This window comes from Variovorax ginsengisoli, assembly GCF_030811835.1.
Lineage (GTDB): Bacteria > Pseudomonadota > Gammaproteobacteria > Burkholderiales > Burkholderiaceae_C > Variovorax > Variovorax ginsengisoli_C.
The window spans coordinates 66972-87185 of sequence record NZ_JAUSRO010000003.1; the positions used below are offsets into that span (position 1 = coordinate 66972).

The following is a 20214-nucleotide window of genomic DNA, read 5'->3' on the forward strand; positions in this document are numbered from 1 at the left end:
CATGCGGCCAACGCACACCTGCAGTGCGCAGATGCGTCAGCCCGGGTCCCGGGCGGAACTGGCGTGCCGGCCCGACGCACGCCATTCAGGCCTGCAGAGAACGGCGATTCGCGCGATGACTTCCCCTGCGGCCAGTCCGATGCCATCGGCCACCAGGTCAGCGAAATCCGCGTACCGGTCTGGCGTGAACGACTGCAGCACTTCGATCAGGCCGCCGAATGCCAGCAGTGCAATCAGTGCCCTTGCCGTGCGTCCAGGCCAGGCCCAGTGCGACAACAGCGCGAGCACCGCAAACGCCAGCATATGGTTGCTCTTGTCCCAGCCCGTGGTGGGGATGCTGGAGGAGGGGGGCATCAGCGACAGCACCAGCACCATGGCCATGCACAGGGCCAGCGCACAACGCCATGTGGTCAGGCGCATGGCACGGGCTTCGGGTTCGTGGCTGAGGGATTCACGCAGCGGGGTCCTGTTGGGCAAAACGATAGCTTAGCGCTGCGCAATGATCGCAACATGGATCGGCGTAGGAACCCTTGGCGATACTGATTGGAAATGTTTTCCATCAGAGGGGCGATGGGCCTGGGCATTTGCTACAGTCGCGAGGCGTGCGGGCCGCCTGGCTTGTCGCTGTCATGCACGGTGTAATCTGAGACATCCACAGAAAGAATTCCGATGAGTGCCCTCGAGCGAAGTTTGAAGGTCCTGGAGCACCTCGCTGCCCATCCCCATGGCAAGGCCCTGTCGGCGCTGGCCGCCGATCTGCAGCTGCCTTTGAGCGCCGCCCACCGGCTGCTGTCCGAACTCATCCGCTGCGGCTACGTGCGGCAGGACCAGAGCCACGGCGACTACGTGCTGACCATCAAGCTCGTGTCGCTCGGCCTGGGTTTTCTCAGTGCGAGTGGCATCGTCGATGTTGCGCAACCACTGCTTGACCGGCTGGCCGTGGAGTCGGGCGAACTGGTGCGCCTGGGCGTGGTCGACGGCGACGAGCTCATCTTCGTGGCCAAGGCGCAGGGCGCAACACGCGGCCTGCGCTACGACCCCGACATGGGTCTCTCGGTCAACCTGTCCTGCAGCTCGGCGGGTCATGCGTGGCTGTCCACCATGAGCGACGAGCGCGCGCTCGAACTGGTCGCACGCCAGGGGTTCGGCAAGCCGGAGGACTTCGGGCCGCGTGCCGTCACTTCGGTCAAGGCGCTGCTCAGTCACCTGAAAGCGGCGCGCCAGCGCGGCTTCAGCATGATCATCGAGGTTTTTGCACCAGCCATGACGGCCATGGCCGCGCCCATTCGCGACAGCACGGGCACGGTGATCGGTGTCGTCACCATAGCCGGCCCCTTGGTGCGGCTGACCGAGCAGCGCATGCTCGCATTGGCGCCTGCGCTGCTGGAAACCACCCAGCAGCTCGCAGGCGCGAGCGGCGCGTCTGCGTTGCTCAGAAAGCGCGCCGCCTGAACGACGCGATGGCCGGTCGTGGGACTCAGTAGACGACGATCTTGCCGGTCGGCCGCGGGCTGTGACAGTCGTTGTAGAAATACTCGCCCGGCGTATCGAAGATGTGCTGCGCCGAAGCGCCCGGCGCCAATCGGAAGTTGAACCGGCCTTCGAAGAACTGAGTCGCGCAGTGGGTGTTGGCGTTGTCTGCCGGATTGGTGAAGGTCACGGCGGTGTTCACCGGCACCCGCATCCAGGTCGGCGTCATGGCATTCACCGCCGTCGATTCGGCCGTGCCAGGCGCATTGGCGGCCGTCTGCACGCGGGCGAGGTAGACGGTATAGGGCGTGGGCAGTGCTGCGCCTTCGACCGCGTTGCCCGACACCGGACGACGCACGACCGGCGCCGTTGGCGTTGCCGCGGGTGGCACGGTCCCGCCCACCTTGAAGGCCCACAGGTGGTCGCCGCGCGCTGCCGAATCGCCGTAGGGAATGCCGGTGCCGCCGGCGTACACCGCGATGTACTGCTCACCGTCGATCTCGTAGCTGACCGGGCTGGCGCTGATGGCCGCTCCCGTCTGGAAGCGCCACAGTTCGTCGCCGGTGTCGCCGTCCATCGCCAGCAGATTGCCATCGGGCTGACCGATGAAAAGCACGCGCGAGGCGGTGGTCAGGATGCCATTGCCGTGCGCGAGCGAGTAGGGCATGTACTTCTTCCACTTGACCAGGTTGGTGCTCGGGTCGACGGCCACGATGCCGCCGGTCATGTACTCGCCCGGCGGACGCAGGCCGTTGGAGGCTTCGGTCAGTGAATGGGCCGCCGCCACATAGCCTGTGCCCGTGTAGACCAGCCCTGTGGCCGGGCTGAACGATTGGTGGTTCCAGTTCGCACCCCCGCCATGGCCCGGCGCCGACAGTGTCGGCACGTCCCAGTGCGGATCGTAGAGGCAGCCGAGTGCATAGTTGGGCACCGCCCGGTTCGGGTCTCCCGGCACGGCGGTGCCCAGCGGCTGGTCGACCACGCAGGTTTCGGTCCACGCGCCTTGGCGCGGGATGGGCTGTGTCGGCCATGTGGCCTGTCGAACGTCCTGTTTGACCGCCACCTCGTCGATGCCCAGTGGAGCGCTGCCGTCCTTGCGGTCCAGGATGTAGTACATGCCTGTCTTGCTGCCGTAGATCACGACCTTGCGGTCCCGTCCCTCGATCTTCACGTCGGCCAGTACCGGCGCCATGACGTTGTCCATGTCCCAGATGTCGTGGTGCACCGATTGGAAGTGCCATTTGTACTCACCGGTCTTGAGGTCCAGTGCGACGATCGAATTGGCGAAGAGGTTCTGGCCCGGCCGGGTCGACCCGTTCTGGGACGAGCCGCCCCGGGTGTTGCCGAAGGTCCAGTACACGAGGTTGAGTTCGGGGTCGATCGCCGGGTGGATCCAGGGTGTGGCACCGGTGCGGTCCGACTCCGGCGCGCCACCCCAGGTCTCGTAGCCGCGCTCGCCCGCCCGTGGCACACCCCAGAAGGCCGTCAGCACGCTGCCGTTCATCGCGTCGGCCGAGAAGGCGGCGCCGCGGTTGCCGTCGTTGGTGCCGATGTAAAGCCGTTTGTCGTGGTAGACCAGCGCCACTTTCTGGACGGCGCCGACAAAGCCCGTCTCGGTGCTGCCCGGGTACTGCTTGGTCCAGGCCACCTCACCGGTGTCCTTGTTCAGTGCGATCAGGCGATTGCCGCCGGCGAGCGTGTAGACCAGGCCGAGTTCCTTGGCCACGGCCACGCCCCGGCGCGTGACCACGCCGTGCGGCGTGGTCCATTTCCATTTGGTCGCGCCCGTCTTGCCGTCCACTGCAATCACATTGCCCAGCGCGGACTCGATGTAGATCACGCCGTCGACCACGACCGTGGTGCTCTGGTTGGTGCCCGTGGTCAATCCGCCTTCGATCCTGTTGACCCAGGCGCCACCGAGCTGGCCGACCTGTGCCTTGCCGATCTTCTGGAGCATCGAATAATTCTGGTTGCCCAGGTTGCCACCCACTTTCGGGAAGTCCTGATCGCCCGGCGTGCAGCAGTCCTTCAGCGCTGCGGCAACGGCTGGGGTCGTCGATGGCGGGCTGGTGCTGGCCCCGCCTTCGCTGCCCGTGCCGGGGACCGGATTCGAGCCGGCGCTCGGGCTCGGACTGTCGTCGCCGCCGCATCCATGCAGCAGCAGGGGTGACGCGATAACGCCGCATGACAGCAGCAACGCTGCCAGGGATTTGAGTTTCATGGTGGTCTCCGTGATCGGTGTTCGGCAAGGCCGATCACTCGGTGCAGAAAGGCGTCAGGCCCATCGCAGACTTGACGCCCTGGACGACGAGTTTCTGGAACGCATCGGCACCCGGTCCCGTCGAATTCGCAATGAACGAATGGGTGTTGTGGCCCAGTGTGGACAGCCAGGCCCTGCCGCCGTCGTAGTACTGGCACCACGCCACCGGATGGAAATCCGCATGACCCGGATGAGGCGCCGCGGTCAGCGGTTGCAACGTGGCGGTGTCCACCTTGGCCAGGAACTTCACGTTGGTGGGAAACGGCGCGAGGTTGTACCACTCGTCCTGGAACGTGAAGCGCGCAGGCACGTCTTGCGTCGATGGGTCGTCGGCAATGATCTGCACGTCTCCCGAGCGGTTCGGGCCATGGTTGTAGAAGTTGGCATTGCCCAGCAGGCCCTCGTAATAAGGCCAGTTGTATTCCGCACCGAAAGCGTTGTGCAGTCCGACGAATCCGCCGCCGCGTCGCATGTAGTTGCGAAGCGCCGTGCGTGCCGCATCGTTGCTGGTGGGCACCGCCTCATTCCACAAGGTGTCGCGATTCGAACTCGCGAAGATGACGGCCTTGTAGTTGTTGATGCGGCTTCCCAGAACGGCGACGTCCTCCGTCCAGTCTGCGGTGATGCCGGCATCGCCCAGCATCCTCACCAAGCCGGCCTGCATGATGTTGTCGGAATTCATCGTCGGGTTCAGGCCCGAGGCCATCGGCGTTCCGAGGTTGGCGTGCCGCGGTCCTGCCGTCCGGGAATAGATCAGGACGCGGTCCGGCGTGGTGGCGAAGGCACCCCAGTTGTTGTAGCACTTGGGATCCGTCCCTCGGCACACGTTGTAGTACACGTCAAAGCTCTTGTCGGCGACCTCGACGGCCGGGTCGGTGGGCGTCACCGGGTCGGTAGGGGCTGTTGTGACCGGCGTGGTGGTGGGCGGCGTCGTCTCTGCTTCGGCTGGCTGGGTAGCTGATGGCGTGCTTGCTGCAGGCGCCGTGCCGCCGCCATCGCCATCGCCGCCGCATGCAGCAAGGGCCAGCGCGAGCGCAGCAGTGGAGGCGAGGTTGAAACTCAACGATGCGGGGGATTTCAATGAGGTCTCCTTTGGAGTGGGCGATGCAAGGGCGGACGAAGTGCACGGCACGGTCTCGCACTTCCTGCATGGCTGCATGCCATCGACGCCGCAAGGCGTTCAGAGCGCAAGGGAGGAAACCGGCCTCGGCATCCTATAAGAAATGGAATTTATTTTCATTATGGAAATCCCTTCCTAATCGGAGAGGAGGTCGCGCCTCGCATCGAACTCGCCGCCCCAGGCCGTGGGGTTGCGGCTACATTGGGTCCTTATGGACCGGCTTGAGAACATCGAGATCTTCGTGCGCGTCGCGCAGACCCAAAGCTTTGCCGAAGCGGCACGGCAGCTGCGTCTGGCAAGGTCGGTGGTTACCAGCCGCGTCAAGCAACTCGAGGAGCATGTGGGTGCGCCGCTGTTCCACCGCAGCACGCGGGTCGTGCGGCTGAGCGAGGTGGGCCAGGCCTTCTTGAGCGACTGCACCGATCTGGTGGGGCGGGCCAACGACATCATGGACCAGATGCGCGGCGCGCGCGCCGGGCCTGCAGGCATCTTGCGCATCCATGCGCTGACGGGCTTCGTGCTCGGCCACTTCGCCGCGCTGTTGCACGAGTTCCAGGTGAACTACCCGGATATCCGGCTCGAGCTGATCGTCAGCGATGCCGTGGTCGATCCGGTCAAGGTCGGCGTTGATTGCGCCTTGCAGATTTTCCCTGCTGCCTCCACCGAGTTGGTGTCGCGCCCGTTGTTCCCGGTGCGGCGCGTGTTCTGCGCGACGCCCGCGTACCTGCGCAAGGCCGGCGTGCCGAAGAGCCCGCGTGACCTGCACAAGCACGCACTCGGCCTTTATTCGGGCTACCCGACGCGCGACCGGTGGACGTTCCACCATGGCCCCGAGCATGTCACGCTCTACATGAATGCGGCGCTGCTGACCAACAGCGTTCATCTGCTGCGCGAGTACGCGCTGGAGCACGCGGGCATCGTGTGCCTGCCGACCCTGGTGGCAGGCGACGCGATCCTGCGCGGCGACCTTCAGGTGGTGCTGCCGGATCACCTGCTGTCGTCGTTCTCGCTGAGCGCGGTCTATGCGGGCACCTCGCGCAACGACTTCAAGCTTCGACTCTTCATCGAACACATTGCCGGCGCGTTCAGCAAAGTGCCGCAGTGGGACGCAGACATGATTGCAAAAGGGATCCTGCCCCCCGACGTGATCACCGACTGAGACGGTGTCGCTTGCGGGTTAACCCCGTCGATTGACCGGATTTCGCGAACAATGCGGTCTGCATTCGGGGCCTACCCCCGAGCAGGCGTGGCTCTTAGAGTTCAACCCATCGCACACCGATGTGCTCAACGCCACGCAGACACACTCATGACGGAAATCGCTTACCAGACCCGGTTCGGCTCGCTCAAGCAGTATGAAAAAGGCCGTGTCGAGCCGATCGCCGACGACGTTCGGCACTACGCCTTCTCCAACTGCTTCGAGATCGCAAACCACAGCGCGCCCTACGAGAAGGTCGTTTTTGGCCAGAACCAGATCTACGTTCTCGAAACGCTGCGTGCCGAAGGCACGTCGCCCTGGTACACCTGCGCGCACGACGAGTTCGCACTGGTCATGGACGGGGAGGTCGAGGTGCACCTGGTCCAGCTCGATGCGTCGCAAACCCTGAAAGACGCCGACAAGAACGGTGCCGTCCTGGTTCAGGGTGAGCCGGTGGGCAAGAAGATGGGCTGGATGAAGCTGTCGCGCGGCCACCAGGGCCTGTTGCCCAAGAACACGGCCTATCAGTTCCGCACGCCCGGCGAACCGGGCGTCATCGTGCTGCAGACCTGCAAGGGCGAACTCTCGGTCGAAAAGTGGGCCGACATCTGCCAGACGCATTGAACGACCGAACACCGGAGACGAACACCATGAACGCACCTGCAGAACTCGCCAAGGTCATCGCATCGCAGCCGAACGCATCGCTCGGCTACAAGGACTTCTCGCTCGGCAGCTTCGACTTCCGACGCGACGAATACTTCGTCCACATCACCTGGAAGACACGCGACGGTCGACCCATGAGCCACACCATGGACGCCGGCAACTACCTGCGCGCGCTGATGCGCGACGTGGCCTGGGGCTTCTTCTATGGCTGGGTCAACTTCGACCATGTGTTCGGCACGGTCAATCACTACCAGTCGGTCGACCTTTATGCCGGCAGCTTCAACGGCACGATGAAGGAAGCGGGCATCGACCTGCTGGAGAACTTTCCGACGGCGCAGATTCGCGCCACCTTCGAGGCGATGCTCGACGACTGGACGAATGAAACCTTCGACCCGTTCTCGGCGCCGCAGGAGACCGGCTCGCCCTACGGTCGCAAGAACGGCAACAACACGGCCAAGGTCACCCGCGCGCGTGAACTCGCGACGCGTTGCGTCGGCCTCAAGGGTGACCTGGATCTGCGCAGTGATGCCAGCGGCGCACCGGTCAACCGGGCGTTCGCCGACGTGTCGCAGGCGCAGCCCGAGCTTCACCCGGAGCCCGGCTTCGAGAACGACGTGCACGCGTTCAGCCTGTTCGGCTTCCTGAGCCGCTCGCAGGTCACGTGGAACCCGAGCTTCACTTCGGTGGTGAAGCACAGCTTCATGTGCCCGACCACCGAGGAGCACATCCTGCCGATCATTCACGGCAATGATCGTGTGGAGTGGTTCTTCCAGATGACCGACGAGATCCATTGGGACTGCGCCGACAAGAGCACCGGCAAGCCGATGGCGCGCGTGATCATGAAGGCCGGTGACATGTCGGCCATGCCGGCTTACTGCCGCCACCAAGGTTACAGCCCGAAGCGTTCGATGCTGCTGGTGTGGGAGAACGGTTCGCCGACGCTGGTCTATGAAATCCAGAAGGGCGAGAGCCCCGAGGTCCCTGTCCAGTTCTGACGCCCCCCGCCTGCGGCGTCGCCGACGCCGCTCGCCATCGCCGCTCACCGCCACCCTCCTGCCGACTGGGAGGGAGAGGATCACCCATGCCTTCAGCTTCCATCCGCCACCAGCTCTTCATCGACGGGAGCTTCGTCAATGCCGAGTCCGGCGAAACCCTGGCCACGCTCAATCCGCACGACAACACGACCATCGCCGATGTGGCGCTGGCCGGCAAGGCCGATGTCGACCGTGCGGTGGCCGCCGCAACGCGCGCCTTCCCGGCCTGGAGCCGCATGGCCGCGGCCGACCGTGGCCGCATCCTGCTGAAGCTCGCCGACCTGATCGAGGCCAACGCCGAGGAACTGGCGCAGCTCGAATCGCTGGACACCGGTCATCCGATCCGTGACTCGCGCGCGCTCGACGTGCCGCGCACCGCTGCCTGCTTCCGCTACTTCGGCGGCATGGCCGACAAGTTCCAGGGCGAGACGATTCCGGTCGAGGCTGGTTTCCTCAACTACACGCTGCGCGAGCCGGTGGGCGTGGTCGGCCAGATCGTGCCGTGGAACTTCCCGCTGATGTTCACCAGCTGGAAGATGGCACCCGCGCTGGCGGCGGGCAACTGCATCGTGATGAAGCCCTCGGAGATCACGCCGCTGAGCTCGCTGCGGATCGCCGAGCTGATGCAGGAGGCCGGCTTGCCCGACGGTGTCGTCAACATGGTGCCGGGCCTCGGCAGCGTGGTGGGGCAGTACATCGCCGAGCATCCGGGCATCGCGAAGGTGGCGTTCACCGGCAGCACGGCCACCGGTCGCCGCGTGGTCGAGGCCAGCGCCGGCAACCTGAAGAAGGTGCAGCTCGAACTCGGCGGCAAGGGGCCGAACATCGTGTTCGAGGACGCCTTCCTGCCGGCCGCCGTCAATGGCAGCGCCTGGGCCATCTTCCACAACCAGGGCCAGGCCTGCATCGCCGGCTCACGGCTGGTGCTGCACGAGAAGATTGCCGACGCCTTTCTCGACAAGTTCATTCCCTTGGCGCAGTCGATCCGGCTCGGCAACCCGCTCGACCCCGAGACCGAGATGGGCCCGCTCACGAGCGCGCTGCACCGCGACCGCGTGCTGGCCTATGTCGACGTGGCGCGCAAGCAGGGGGGCGAGGTGCTCGTCGGCGGCAAGGCGCCGGGTGGCGAACTGGCGCGCGGTTGCTATGTGGAGCCGACCATCGTGCGTGCACGTTCCTACCGCGACCGTGTGGCGCAGGAAGAAGTGTTCGGCCCGTTCGTGACGGTGCTCACCTTCAAGGACGACGCCGAGGCGATGGAAATCGCCAACGGCACCGACTACGGGCTGGGCAGCGGGCTGTGGACGTCCAACCTGCAGCGTGCCCACAAGATGGCGCGCGACCTGCATGCAGGCATGGTCTGGATCAACAGCTACAAGCGCGTCAACCCGGGGTCGCCCTTCGGCGGCGTGGGCCAGAGCGGCTACGGCCGCGAGATGGGGTTCGATGCGATGCGCGAGTACACGCAGGTCAAGAGCGTCTGGGTGAATGTCGATGCGCAGATTCCACCGCACTTCAAGCGCTGAACCCGGAGCCAACTCGCCATGAATTCGATTCTTCTTCGTTGCCTGGTGGCCTGCGCACTCCTCGTGGGCGCGTCGATGCCAGCGCAATCCCAGACGCCAGCCTGGCCGAGCAAGCCGGTGCGGCTGGTCGTTGCCTTTCCGCCCGGCGGCATCGTGGACAACGTGGCGCGGCAGATCCAGCCGCGGCTGCAGGCGGCGCTGGGCCAGACCGTGATCATCGACAACCGGGGCGGCGCCGGCGGCACGGTCGGCTCGATGGAAGTCGCCCGCGCCGCGCCCGACGGCTACACGCTGCTGATGGTGTTCGACAGCTATGCGACCTATCCGCTGGTCTACCCCAAGCTCAGCTTCGACGTGGCGAAGGACCTGATACCCGTCACGCAGATCGCGAGCAATCCGCTGGTGCTGGTGGTGAACCCCAAGGTGCCGGCCCAGGACCTCAAGAGCTTCGTCAGCCTGCTCAAATCGCAGCCCGGCCGCTACAACTACGCGAGCGTCGGGCCGGGCTCCAGCAACCATCTGACGGCCGAGTATTTCAAGGCCGAGACCGGTACCTTCGTCACGCACATCCCCTACCGCGGCGGTGGCCCGGCGCAGCAGGACCTGCTGGGCGGGCAGGTCGAGATGATGTTCCTGTCGGCCGTGCTGGCGCAGCCCCATGTCAAGGCCGGGAAGCTGCGCGCACTGGCGCAGACCGGGGCGAAGCGGGTCAGTGCCTATGCCGACACGCCGACCGTGGCCGAGAGCGGCTACCCTGGCTTCGAGGTGAATTCCTGGGTCGGCATGCTGGCACCGGCCGGCACGCCACGCCCGATCGTCGACCGGCTGCAGGCCGAGATCCACAAGATCGTCGCCGACCCCGCCTTTGCCGCGCGACTGCAGGAGCAGGGCCTGACCGGCATCGCCAACACACCCGAGGAGTTCGGCGCCGCGTTGAAGCAGGAGCAGGCCAAGTGGACGCGGCTGGTGCGCGAGCGTCAGCTCAGCCTCGAATAGGCAGGCGATGAGCGCTCGCGACTTCATCCACATCACCCGTCCGCAGCGCGTCGTGTTCGGTGCGGGCGCGCTGCAACACCTGGCGCGGGAGATCGACGCACTGGGCGCACGCCGCGCGCTGGTGCTCTGCACGCCCGAGCAACGCGGCCAGGCCGAGCGCGTGGCCGACATGCTCGGCGCCCGTGCGGCGGGCGTGTTCGACCGCGCCGTGATGCACGTGCCGATCGAGACGGCCCGCGAGGCGCGCGCCGAGGCGCAGCGTCTGGGCGCGGACTGTGCCGTGGCCATTGGCGGCGGCTCGACCACCGGTCTGGGCAAAGCCATCGCGCTCGATTCGGGCTTGCCGATCGTTGCCATCCCAACCACCTACGCGGGCAGCGAGATGACCCCCATCTACGGGCTCACCGAGCAGGGCCTGAAGAAGACCGGCAACGACGTCCGCGTGCTGCCGCGTACCGTCATCTACGACCCCGAACTCTCGCGCACGCTGCCGGTGGGCCTGAGCGTGACCAGCGGCATCAACGCCATCGCGCATGCGGCCGAAGGGCTCTACGCGCGGGATGGCAATCCGGTGATGGACCTGATGGCCGAGGAGGGCATTGCAGCGCTGGCGCGCGCGCTGCCGGCGATCCGTGCCCAGGCCGACGACATCGACGCGCGCAGCGATGCGCTCTACGGCGCCTGGCTCTGCGGCAGCGTGCTGGGCAGCGTCGGCATGGCGCTGCACCACAAGCTGTGCCACACGCTGGGCGGCAGCTTCAACCTGCCGCATGCGGAGGTACACACGGTGGTGCTGCCGCATGCGCTGGCGTTCAACGCCGCGGCGGCACCGCAGGCGATGGCGCGCATCGCCCGTGCGCTGGGCACGCCGACCGCCCCGCAGGGCGTGCAGGACCTGGCCCGTGCCAACGGCGCACCCATCGCGCTGCGCGACATCGGCATGAAGGAAGACGACATCGATCGTGCGGCCGACATCGCGGTGCAGAACCCGTACTGGAATCCGCGACCCTTCGGCCCTGCCGAGCGCGACGCCCTGCGTGCGCTGCTGCAGCGTGCCTGGGCCGGTGCGCCCCCCGGTTGATTCCGCATTTCCCGTTCGCAGACTCAATAACAAGGAGACAGCCATGACCCTCAATCGCAGACAGTTCACCCAGGCCGGTGCCGCCCTGGTGGCGGCCGGCGCGAGCCCGCTCGTGTTCGCGGCCGATACGCTGAAGATCGGCTACGTGTCGCCGCAGACCGGCCCGCTCGCACCCTTCGGCGAGGCCGACAAGTGGGTCATCGAACAGATGAAGACGGCCTTCAAAGACGGCATCAGCGTCGGTGGCCGACAGTACGCGGTGCAGATCGTGCTCAAGGACAGCCAGTCCAACCCCAACCGTGCGGGGGAGGTGGCGAACGACCTGATCCTCAAGGACAAGGTGGCACTGGTCCTGACGGCCGGCACGCCCGAGACGGCCAACCCGGTGAGCGACGCGTGTGAACTCAACGAGGTGCCCTGCGTGTCGACGGTGGTGCCCTGGCAGCCGTGGTTCTTCGGCCGAAAGGGCGATCCGGCCAAGGGCTTCAACTGGACGTACCACCTGTTCTGGGGTCTGGAGGATGTCATCGGCACCTACACCAGCGGCTGGAAGACGGTGACCACCAACAAGAAGGTGGGCGGGCTGTTTCCGAACGACGGCGATGGCAATGCCTGGGGCGACAAGGAACTTGGCTTCCCGAAGCCACTGGCGCAGATGGGCTTCACGCTCACCGACCCCGGCCGCTTCCAGAACGGCACGCAGGACTTCTCGGCACAGATCGCGGCCTTCAAGCGCGACGGCGTGGAGATCGTCACCGGCGTGGTGATTCCGCCGGACGCCAAGACCTTCCTGACCCAGGCGAAGCAGCAGGGCTTCAAGCCCAAGGTCATCACGCTGGGCAAGGCGCTGCTGTTCCCGGGTGCGATCGAGGCGTTGGGCGATCTCGGGCACGGCCTGTCCACCGAAGTCTGGTGGAGCCCTTCGCACCCTTACACGTCGAGCCTGACGAAGCAGAGCGCCAGGGCGCTGGCCGAGGCCTACGAGGCGGGCACGAAGAAGCAGTGGACGCAGCCGATCGGCTTTGCGCATGCGCTGTTCGAGGTGGCGTCCAGCGCGCTGTCGCGCGCCAAGTCGCTCAAGCCGGCCGATGTGCGCGATGCGGTGGCAGCGACGGCCATCGATTCGGTGGTCGGCCCGGTGAAGTGGGGCGGCGCGGGCCCGATGAAGAACGTCAGCAAGACGCCGCTCGTGCTGGGCCAGTGGAACAAGGGCAGCAAGTACAAGGTCGAGCTGACCATCGTCAACAACGAACTGGCGAAGAACATTCCGACCGGCGGAACGCTGAAGCTGCTCTGAGATGGTGCTTCTCGCCCTTCATGCGGTCAGCAAGGCCTATGGCGCGCTCCAGGTCACCGACGACATCACGCTGGCGGTGCAGCAGGGCGAGACGCTCGGCATCCTCGGGCCGAACGGCGCGGGGAAGACGACGCTCTTCAACCTGATCTCGGGCGACGTGCGCGTGGATGCCGGCCGTGTGGAGTACGAGGGGCGCGACATCACCGCGCTCAAGCCGCACCAGCGCTGCCATGCGGGCATCGGCCGCAGCTACCAGGTGCCGCAGCCCTTCGGCAACATGAGCGTGTTCGAGAACCTGGTGACCGCCGCCTGCTTCGGCGGGCAGCAGCCCGAGGACGAGGCGTGGCAGACCGCGCACGACGTGCTGGGCCAGACGGGGCTCATGGCCCATGCCAACAAGCCGGCAGGCAGCCTCACGCTGCTCAACCGCAAGCGGCTGGAACTGGCGCGCGCACTGGCGACGCGGCCCCGCCTGCTGCTGCTCGACGAGATAGCCGGCGGCCTGACCGAGCACGAGGCCAGGCAACTGGTCGACGAACTCAAGCGCATCAAGGCGCAGGGCGTGACCATGATCTGGATCGAGCATGTCGTGCATGCCTTGCTGGCGCTGGCCGATCGGTTGCTTGTCATCAATTTCGGCCAGAAGCTCGCCGAAGGCGAACCGCACGCGGTCATGAACGACCCCGAGGTGCAGCGCGTGTACATGGGCATCGACGCATGACCGCGCTGCTCACCACACAGGGCCTGCAGGCCTTCTACGGCGACGCGCAAGCCTTGTTCGGCATCGACTTCGAACTGGCGGTGGGCGAACTGGTCGCCGTCATCGGCGCGAACGGGGCCGGCAAATCGACCTTCCTCAAGTGCCTGGCGGGCCTGGTGCGCGCACCGCGCGAGGCCGTGCGATTCAAGGGCGAGGCCATCGGCGGCCTGCCTGCGGGCGAGATCGTCCGGCGTGGCCTGGCGCTGGTGCCGGAAGGCCGGCGCCTGTTCCCGAGCCTCAGCGTGGAGGAGAACCTGCTGATGGGCGCCACCACGCGCCGGTCGGGGCCATGGAACCTGGCACGCCTGTACGCGCTGTTCCCAATCCTGCAGGAGAAGCGCCGGCAGCCCGCGACCTCGTTGTCCGGCGGCCAGCAGCAGATGGTGGCGCTCGGCCGCGCGCTGATGAGCAACCCCGAACTGCTGCTGTGCGACGAGCTGTCGCTCGGCCTGGCGCCCATCGTCGTGCGCGAGATCTACGCGGCCATGCCGACCATCACCGGCGAAGGCATGACGGTGGTGATCGTGGAGCAGGACGTGACGATGGCGCAGCGCGTGTCGCAGCGCATCTACTGCCTTCAGGAGGGGCGGGTGTCGCTGCAGGGCCGCTCCGATGCGCTCACGCGCGGACAGATCGCACAGGCCTATTTCGGCGTCTGAATCGGCACCACACACCATGATCGAAACCCTTGTCCAGGGCGTCTTGCTGGGCGGCCTCTACACCCTGTTCGCGCTCGGCCAGTCGCTGATGTTCGGCGTGATGCGGCTCACCAACACGGCCCACGGCGACTTCATCATCCTGGCCGCCTTTGCGGTGATCGGCGGCATCGCGCTGACGGGCGGCGAACCCGGCTGGGTCGCGCTGGCCGTGCTGCCGCTCGCATTCGGCTTCGGCTATGCGCTGCAGTGCTACGTGCTCAACGGCACGCTGGGAAAGGACCCGCTGCCTTCGCTGGTGGTGACCTTCGGCCTGTCGATCGTGATCCAGAACCTGCTGCTCGAGCTGTTCTCTGCCGATCCGCGCGCGGTCGAGATCGGCACGCTGGCCACCCAGGGCGTGCAGGTGGGCGACGCGATGTCGCTGGGCGTGTTGCCGCTGGTTGTGCTCGCGGTGGCAATCATCGCGACCGCACTGCTGCAATGGCTGTTCGCGCGCACGGCGCTGGGCCGCTCGTTCCGCGCCGTGTCGGACGACCCCGAGATCGCCGGGCTGATGGGCCTGGACGCCCGCAAGGTCTATGCGCTGGCGACGGCCATTGCCTTCGTGCTGATCGCCATCGCGGGCGCGCTGCAGGGCATGCGCACCACGGTGTCGCCGTCGGATGGGCCGTTGTTGCTGCTGTTCGCCTTCGAGGCCGTGATCATTGGTGGCATGGGCTCCTTCTGGGGCACGATGGCCGGCGCAATGATTCTCGGGTTGGCGCAGCAGATCGGCTTCCGGCTCGACCCGGGCTGGGGCATCTGGTTCGGGCACATCGTGTTCCTGGCTGTGCTGGTGCTGCGGCCGCAGGGCCTTTTTCCAAAGACGAAAGGCTGAATCGATGAACCTGTCGACTGCACCGACCCACCCCGAGTTCGACGTGATCCGCGGCACGCGCGTCAGCCGCGCCGCGCTCGGCATTGGCATTGCGCTCGTCCTGATCGCGGCGAGTCTTCCCTTCTGGGGCGAGTCGAGCTGGATGCGCGAGTTCGTCGAGATCGCCTGCTACTTCATCTTTGCGATGATGTGGAACCTGCTGGCCGGTTACGGCGGCATGGTGAGCATCGGGCAGCAGGCCTTCTTCGGCTTCGGTGGCTACGTCATGCTAATGCTCGGCAATTTCGCCGGCATCAACCCCTTCGTCGCGATTCCGTTGGGTGCGCTGGCGGCGGGGCTGGTGGCGATTCCCGTGTCCTTCGTGGCGTTCCGGCTGTCCGGTGGGTACTTCGCGATCGGCACCTGGGTCATCGCCGAGGTTTTTCGGTTGTCGTTCGCCAACGTCTCGGCGGTCGGCGGCGGCTCCGGCACCACGCTCACGGCCTTGCGCGGCATCGACAAGGCGACACGAGAAAGCACGACCTACTGGATGGCGCTGGCCTGCGTGGTGGCGGCCATCGCGCTGGTCTATCTGTTCCTGCGCAGCAAGCGCGGGCTGGCACTGCTCGCGATCCGCGACAACGAGGTGGCGGCGGAATCGCAGGGCGTCCCGGTCGCGCGCATGAAGCTGGCGGTGTATGTGGTCGCGGCCTTCGGCGCCGGGCTCGCGGGCGCGCTGTATTTCGTTGGCAACCTGCGCATCAGCCCCGACGCGGCCTTCAGCGTGAACTGGTCGGCCTTCGCCATCTTCATGGTCGTGATCGGCGGCATTGGCCGCATCGAAGGCCCGCTGGTCGGTGCGCTCATCTTCTGGGCGCTCGGCAAGTTCTTCAGCGACTACGGTACCTGGTACCTGCTCGGGCTGGGCCTGCTGGCCGTCATTTGCACGCTCTTCTTCAAGCAGGGCCTTTGGGGCTACGCGCAGGAACGCTGGGGCCTGTCGATTTTTCCTGTTCGCCGGCAACTGGTTCCACGCGTTCGCAGCCCATCACGGGCACGCCCCGGTTGAGGGCTCCGGCGCGCACTGGCGAGAGGAAGTCGCTGCCCAGACGATGAGCGCCAGCATGCTCACGCTCGCACCCAGCATGCACACGCCGGACCAACCGGCCCGGGCATAGACGGCGGTCGATGCCAGCGCACCCGCGCCGCTGCCCAAGGCGTAGAAGAGCATGTAGCAGGCGATCAGGCGACCATGCGCTGCGGCCGGCCGCACCAGAATCAGGGCCTGGTTGGTGACATGCAGCGCTTGGCAGCCTACGTCCAGCAGCAGGATGCCGATGGCCAGCCACCAAAGGGAGGTGTCCAGGAACCGCAGGGGAATCCATGCGAGCAACAGAAGGACGAGTGCACCTGCGCTTGTGCGCTGCGCCCAGCCGCGATCGGCCCAGCGTCCTGCGCGCCCTGCGAAGAAGGCGCCGACGGCGCCCAGCAGCCCGAACGCCCCCACGGCTGAATGCGACAACGACAGTGGGGCTGCGGTGAGCGGCAACGCCAGCGAGCTCCAGAAGATGCTGAAGGCCCCGAACATCAGCAAGGCCAGGATGCCGCGGACCTGCAACGTGCGGTCCGTCAGCAGGAAGGCCAGGGTCGACTGCACCAGGCTGAAGTAAGGCAAGCGCGAGCGTTGGACCGTCTGCACAGGCAACTGACGCCATATCAGCACCCCCAGAATGGCCATGACAGCGGCCGAGCCTGCATACACCCCACGCCAGCCGACCAGGTCGGCCACCGCGCCCGACCAGACCCGGGACAGCAGGATGCCCATGACCACGCCGGCTTGTGCAGCGCCCACCACGCGTCCACGTTCATGGGCGGATGCGGTGCTCGCTGCGTAGGCGATCATTCCCTGCGTCATTGCCGTGCCCAGCAGCCCCACCGCCAGCATGCCGGTCATCAGGCCCCAGGTGCTTTGCGTCGAGGCCACGAACATCAAGGCGAGGATGAGGCCCGCCAGTTGCAGGCGAGCGAGCCGCCGGCGGTCGTACTGGTCTCCCAGCGGCACAAGCAGGAGCAGGGCAAGCAGCGACCCGGCCTGTGTAGCTGTCACGACCGCTCCGATGGCACCCAGTGCGACACCGAAGTCCGTCGCCAGTGCATCGAGCAAAGGCTGCGCGAAATACACATTGGCAACGCTGGCGCCACTGGTGCATGCGAAGAGACCGACCAATGCCCGCGGCATGGTCGTTGTCCTGTCGTGGTGGGATGAGAGCATCATGGGATTCTGGTTTTAAATTAAAACTAGAAGGAGCTTACCCCATCGGTTTTAAAATGCAACTTGCAGGCGTTCATGCGGACGTCCACGGGAGCAATATCGATGGCTGAACGAAAGCGGATGAACACGGCGACCTGTCCGGTGGCAAGGGCGTTGGACGTTGTGGGCGACCGCTGGTCGCTGCTGATCGTGCGGGATGCCTTTGATGGCGTGAGCCGGTTCGGAGACTTCCAGGCCAGCCTGGGCATGGCGCGCAACATCCTGGCAAGCCGTCTCAAGGCGTTGGTGGAGGACGGTGTGCTGGAGGTCCAGCCCGCCGCCGATGGCTCTGCGTATCAGCAGTACGTGCTGACCGCGAAGGGCCAGTTGCTCTTCCCCGTCATCGTGAGCTTGAGGCAGTGGGGCGAAGGCCATCTTTTTCGCAAGGGTGAGCGCCGTTCGCGGCTGGTCGAACGAAGCACTGGAAAACCAGTCGCGCGCCTGGAGGTGTCGAGTGCCGGTGGCGGCAGGCTGGTGCCTGGCGATGTGGTCGTGCTGGACAAGTGAACGGGTCTGCGCTGCCATAGAATCCTCGCGTTGGTGCTCGCGGACCTTTTCTGGAATGCAGTTCAACGGGAAGCAGGAGGGTCGATGACCTGACCTGCGCTGCCCCCGCAACGGTCGTCGGAAGAATCCTCGGATTCGGCGTCTCTCACATGACCACTGGCCATCTTCGATGGCTGGGAAGGTCGGAGGCGTTTTTTCCGCCCAGCCCGGATACCGGCCAACGAAGTGGTCGATGCGCGCCGTGATTGCCAGGGCGCCATCGGCCGTAATGTCCAGACCTGGCGGGGATGCCAGCGAGGACGCATGGTTCCGGTATCCAAAATGACCTACTCCCACCGCCACGGCCTGGCCGTGCGCGCGTTCGCGCGATTCTCCCTTTCCCATGTCCCTTGTGCGGTTGCGACCCTGGCTGTGGCCACTGGTGCGCACGCACAGAACGCCACGTTGGCGCCGGTCACGGTGCAATCGGGCGTCTTCATCGAAACGCCCCAGACGCTCACCACCCCGCAGGCGACGGGCAGCCGGCTGGGTTTGACCGCCATGGAAACGCCTGCTTCGGTCGACGTGATCGAAGGCGAAACCCTTCGCCAGCGCGGCGATCAGTCGATCGCCGATGCGGCGTCCCGCGCGACGGGCATCACCCAGTCGTCATCGTCCGCGGGCGGTGCCCTGGCGGCACGCGGCTTTGCCGGCAACACCTCCGTCATGCGGCTCTACGACGGCACGCGCCAGTACGTGTCGGGCGGCACCGTCACCTTTCCATTCGATCCCTGGCAGGCCGAACGCATCGAAGTGCTGCGCGGCCCGGCGTCGGTACTCTTCGGCGAGGGCGCCATTGGCGGGGCGATCAACACCGTGCCCAAGAAGCCGACGCAGACGCCCATCAGCAACGAAGTGCGGCTGGCCTACGGCTCGCAGAACACCGTGCGCACCGCCTTCGGCAGCGGCGGCGCGATCAACGAGCAATGGTCCTACCGTGTCGACCTGTCGCGCAACCGCTCCGACGGCGACGTCGACCGCAGCGCCTCCCGGTCGCTGGTGGCCGCGGGTGCCTTGCGCCTGGACGTCACGCCCGATCTGCATTTCACGCTGTCACATGACGACGGCAAGCAGGCGCCGTCGCCGTACTTCGGCATGCCCCTGGTGAACGGACGCATCGACCCGGCCCTGCGCAATGCCAACTTCAACGTGAGCGATGCCGAACTGAAGTTTCGCGACCAGTGGACGCGGCTCGATGCCGAGTGGACGCCGTCGTCGGCCGTCACGCTGCGCAATTCGCTTTACCGGATCGCCTCCGACCGCCACTGGCAGAACGCAGAGAACTACGCCTATGTGCCTGCCACGGGCCGCATCACACGGTCGGGCTTCATCGGCATCGACTACACGCTCGATCAGGTGGGCAATCGTTTCGACGCCACGCTCAAGCACGCGATCGGCGGCTTTGCCAATACGTTGACGGTGGGCTTCGACATCAACCGGCTGAAGTACGACCGCACGCGCAACGACAGCGCTGCGGCGCAGTCGCTGGACCCCTATAACTTCGTTCCCGGCAGCTTTCCGACATCGGGCTTGACGGTCGGCGAGCTCTTCACCACCCAGACCGACACGCGTTCGCTCTTTGCCGAAGACCAGTTCAAGCTCACCGAGACGCTGGCGCTGGTCGGTGGGCTGCGCTGGGATTCGATCGACTACGCCAAGCAGGACACCAAGCGCGTCGATCCCGACGTGCACAAGGATTTCACCCACACCTCGGGCCGCATCGGCGCGGTGTATGCCTTGACGCCGACCAGCTCTGTTTATGCGCAGTACGCCACGGCGGCGGACCCGCTGGGCGGTGTGGTGAACACGACGCTGCAGCAAAGCCAGTTCGACCTGTCGACCGGCAAGCAGACGGAGGTGGGATGGAAGCAGCTGTTCGACGGCCGCAAAGGCGAATTCACATTGGCGGCCTACCGGATCGAAAAGAACAAGCTGCTCATCCGCGATGCGGTGGACGCCACCCGGTACCAGCAGGTCGGCGCGCAGTCCTCGCGCGGCATCGAAGCATCGCTGAGCTACGCGCCGACGTCCCGGCTGCGGTTCGATCTGAACGGCGCGCTGCTCGACGCCAGGTATGACGATTTCAACGAGGTGGTGGCCAACCGGGTCGTCTCGCGCAACGGCAACACGCCCCCGGGTGTGCCCGAGAAGATGGCCAACGCCTGGGCCACCTGGGCCTTTCTGCCGAAATGGGAGGCAGGATTCGGCGTGCGGTATGTGGGGCCGCGCCAGGTGGACAACGCCAACAGCAGCCGCGCCCCGTCGTTCACGGTGGCCGACGCGAGCTTGCGCTGGGCCGTGCGTCCGGGAACGGTGCTGGCGCTGCACGCGTACAACCTGACCGACCGGGTGTACGCGCAGACGCTCTACAACAGCAACAACCAGTGGGTCCTCGGCCGACCGCGTTCGGTGGAGCTGTCTGCCCACGTGCGTTTCTGAC

General features: G+C 66.1%; 18 protein-coding genes and 1 riboswitch. Of the genes, 14 read left to right on the forward strand and 4 right to left on the reverse strand.

What is annotated here, in order from left to right; translation table 11 throughout:
* Positions 1-36 precede the first annotated feature (36 nt).
* The gene (locus tag J2W36_RS04590) at positions 37-420 is read right to left on the reverse strand and encodes a VanZ family protein (protein WP_307688503.1); all 384 of its coding nucleotides are present in this window, start codon (positions 418-420) and stop codon (positions 37-39) included.
* 249 nt (positions 421-669) lie between these two features.
* Here J2W36_RS04590 and J2W36_RS04595 point away from each other — a divergent pair, with 249 nt between their 5' ends.
* Positions 670-1452, forward strand: coding sequence for an IclR family transcriptional regulator (locus J2W36_RS04595; RefSeq protein WP_307688504.1), 783 nt, complete (start codon positions 670-672; stop codon positions 1450-1452).
* Between the two features lie 25 nt (positions 1453-1477).
* Here J2W36_RS04595 and J2W36_RS04600 read toward each other — a convergent pair whose 3' ends face one another.
* Both J2W36_RS04600 and J2W36_RS04605 read right to left on the reverse strand, forming a co-directional pair.
* On the reverse strand, positions 1478-3691 hold the full coding sequence (locus J2W36_RS04600; protein WP_307688505.1) for an outer membrane protein assembly factor BamB family protein: 2214 nt from the start codon (positions 3689-3691) through the stop codon (positions 1478-1480).
* Positions 3692-3725: 34 nt separating this feature from the next.
* Entirely contained in the window at positions 3726-4811 is a 1086-nt protein-coding gene (locus J2W36_RS04605; protein WP_307688506.1) for a ThuA domain-containing protein, read from the reverse strand.
* 250 nt (positions 4812-5061) lie between these two features.
* Here J2W36_RS04605 and J2W36_RS04610 point away from each other — a divergent pair, with 250 nt between their 5' ends.
* The 11 genes from J2W36_RS04610 (at position 5062) to J2W36_RS04660 (ending at position 15986) form a co-directional block, all read left to right on the forward strand.
* Positions 5062-6009 carry a LysR family transcriptional regulator gene (locus J2W36_RS04610; protein WP_307688507.1) on the forward strand — a complete coding sequence of 316 codons (948 nt, stop codon included), beginning with the start codon at positions 5062-5064 and terminating at the stop codon, positions 6007-6009.
* Between the two features lie 147 nt (positions 6010-6156).
* Positions 6157-6669, forward strand: coding sequence for a cupin domain-containing protein (locus J2W36_RS04615; protein ID WP_307688508.1), 513 nt, complete (start codon positions 6157-6159; stop codon positions 6667-6669).
* A gap of 26 nt (positions 6670-6695) precedes the next feature.
* Positions 6696-7703 carry a hydroxyquinol 1,2-dioxygenase gene (locus tag J2W36_RS04620; protein WP_307688509.1) on the forward strand — a complete coding sequence of 336 codons (1008 nt, stop codon included), beginning with the start codon at positions 6696-6698 and terminating at the stop codon, positions 7701-7703.
* 101 nt (positions 7704-7804) lie between these two features.
* Positions 7805-9268: an aldehyde dehydrogenase family protein gene (locus J2W36_RS04625; RefSeq protein WP_307688817.1), complete on the forward strand. Its 1464-nt coding sequence runs from the start codon at positions 7805-7807 to the stop codon at positions 9266-9268.
* An 18-nt stretch (positions 9269-9286) separates the two neighbouring features.
* Positions 9287-10264, forward strand: a complete 978-nt coding sequence (locus tag J2W36_RS04630; protein WP_307688510.1) for a Bug family tripartite tricarboxylate transporter substrate binding protein — start codon at positions 9287-9289, stop codon at positions 10262-10264.
* A gap of 7 nt (positions 10265-10271) precedes the next feature.
* Complete coding sequence (locus J2W36_RS04635) at positions 10272-11345, forward strand: maleylacetate reductase (RefSeq protein ID WP_307688511.1); 1074 nt, start codon at positions 10272-10274, stop codon at positions 11343-11345.
* Between the two features lie 43 nt (positions 11346-11388).
* Complete coding sequence (locus tag J2W36_RS04640) at positions 11389-12642, forward strand: ABC transporter substrate-binding protein (protein ID WP_307688512.1); 1254 nt, start codon at positions 11389-11391, stop codon at positions 12640-12642.
* A 1-nt stretch (position 12643) separates the two neighbouring features.
* Positions 12644-13363 carry an ABC transporter ATP-binding protein gene (locus tag J2W36_RS04645; RefSeq protein WP_307688513.1) on the forward strand — a complete coding sequence of 240 codons (720 nt, stop codon included), beginning with the start codon at positions 12644-12646 and terminating at the stop codon, positions 13361-13363.
* The gene (locus J2W36_RS04650; protein ID WP_307688514.1) at positions 13360-14061 is read left to right on the forward strand and encodes an ABC transporter ATP-binding protein; all 702 of its coding nucleotides are present in this window, start codon (positions 13360-13362) and stop codon (positions 14059-14061) included. Before J2W36_RS04645 ends, J2W36_RS04650 begins: the two co-directional genes overlap by 4 nt.
* Before the next feature lie 16 nt (positions 14062-14077).
* Positions 14078-14938 carry a branched-chain amino acid ABC transporter permease gene (locus J2W36_RS04655; RefSeq protein WP_307688515.1) on the forward strand — a complete coding sequence of 287 codons (861 nt, stop codon included), beginning with the start codon at positions 14078-14080 and terminating at the stop codon, positions 14936-14938.
* A 4-nt stretch (positions 14939-14942) separates the two neighbouring features.
* Positions 14943-15986 carry a branched-chain amino acid ABC transporter permease gene (locus J2W36_RS04660; protein ID WP_307688516.1) on the forward strand — a complete coding sequence of 348 codons (1044 nt, stop codon included), beginning with the start codon at positions 14943-14945 and terminating at the stop codon, positions 15984-15986.
* On the opposite strand, the gene J2W36_RS04665 is transcribed toward J2W36_RS04660, so the two are convergent.
* Positions 15966-17156: an MFS transporter gene (locus J2W36_RS04665; protein WP_307688517.1), complete on the reverse strand. Its 1191-nt coding sequence runs from the start codon at positions 17154-17156 to the stop codon at positions 15966-15968. The genes J2W36_RS04660 and J2W36_RS04665 overlap by 21 nt on opposite strands.
* Positions 17157-17291: 135 nt before the next feature.
* Between J2W36_RS04665 and J2W36_RS04670 the strand changes: the two genes are divergently transcribed.
* Positions 17292-17735: a winged helix-turn-helix transcriptional regulator gene (locus J2W36_RS04670; RefSeq protein ID WP_307688518.1), complete on the forward strand. Its 444-nt coding sequence runs from the start codon at positions 17292-17294 to the stop codon at positions 17733-17735.
* A gap of 14 nt (positions 17736-17749) precedes the next feature.
* A riboswitch (cobalamin riboswitch) is annotated at positions 17750-17971 on the forward strand.
* An 85-nt stretch (positions 17972-18056) separates the two neighbouring features.
* Positions 18057-20213 carry a TonB-dependent receptor gene (locus tag J2W36_RS04675; protein WP_307688519.1) on the forward strand — a complete coding sequence of 719 codons (2157 nt, stop codon included), beginning with the start codon at positions 18057-18059 and terminating at the stop codon, positions 20211-20213.
* The last annotated feature ends 1 nt before the right edge of the window (position 20214 follow it).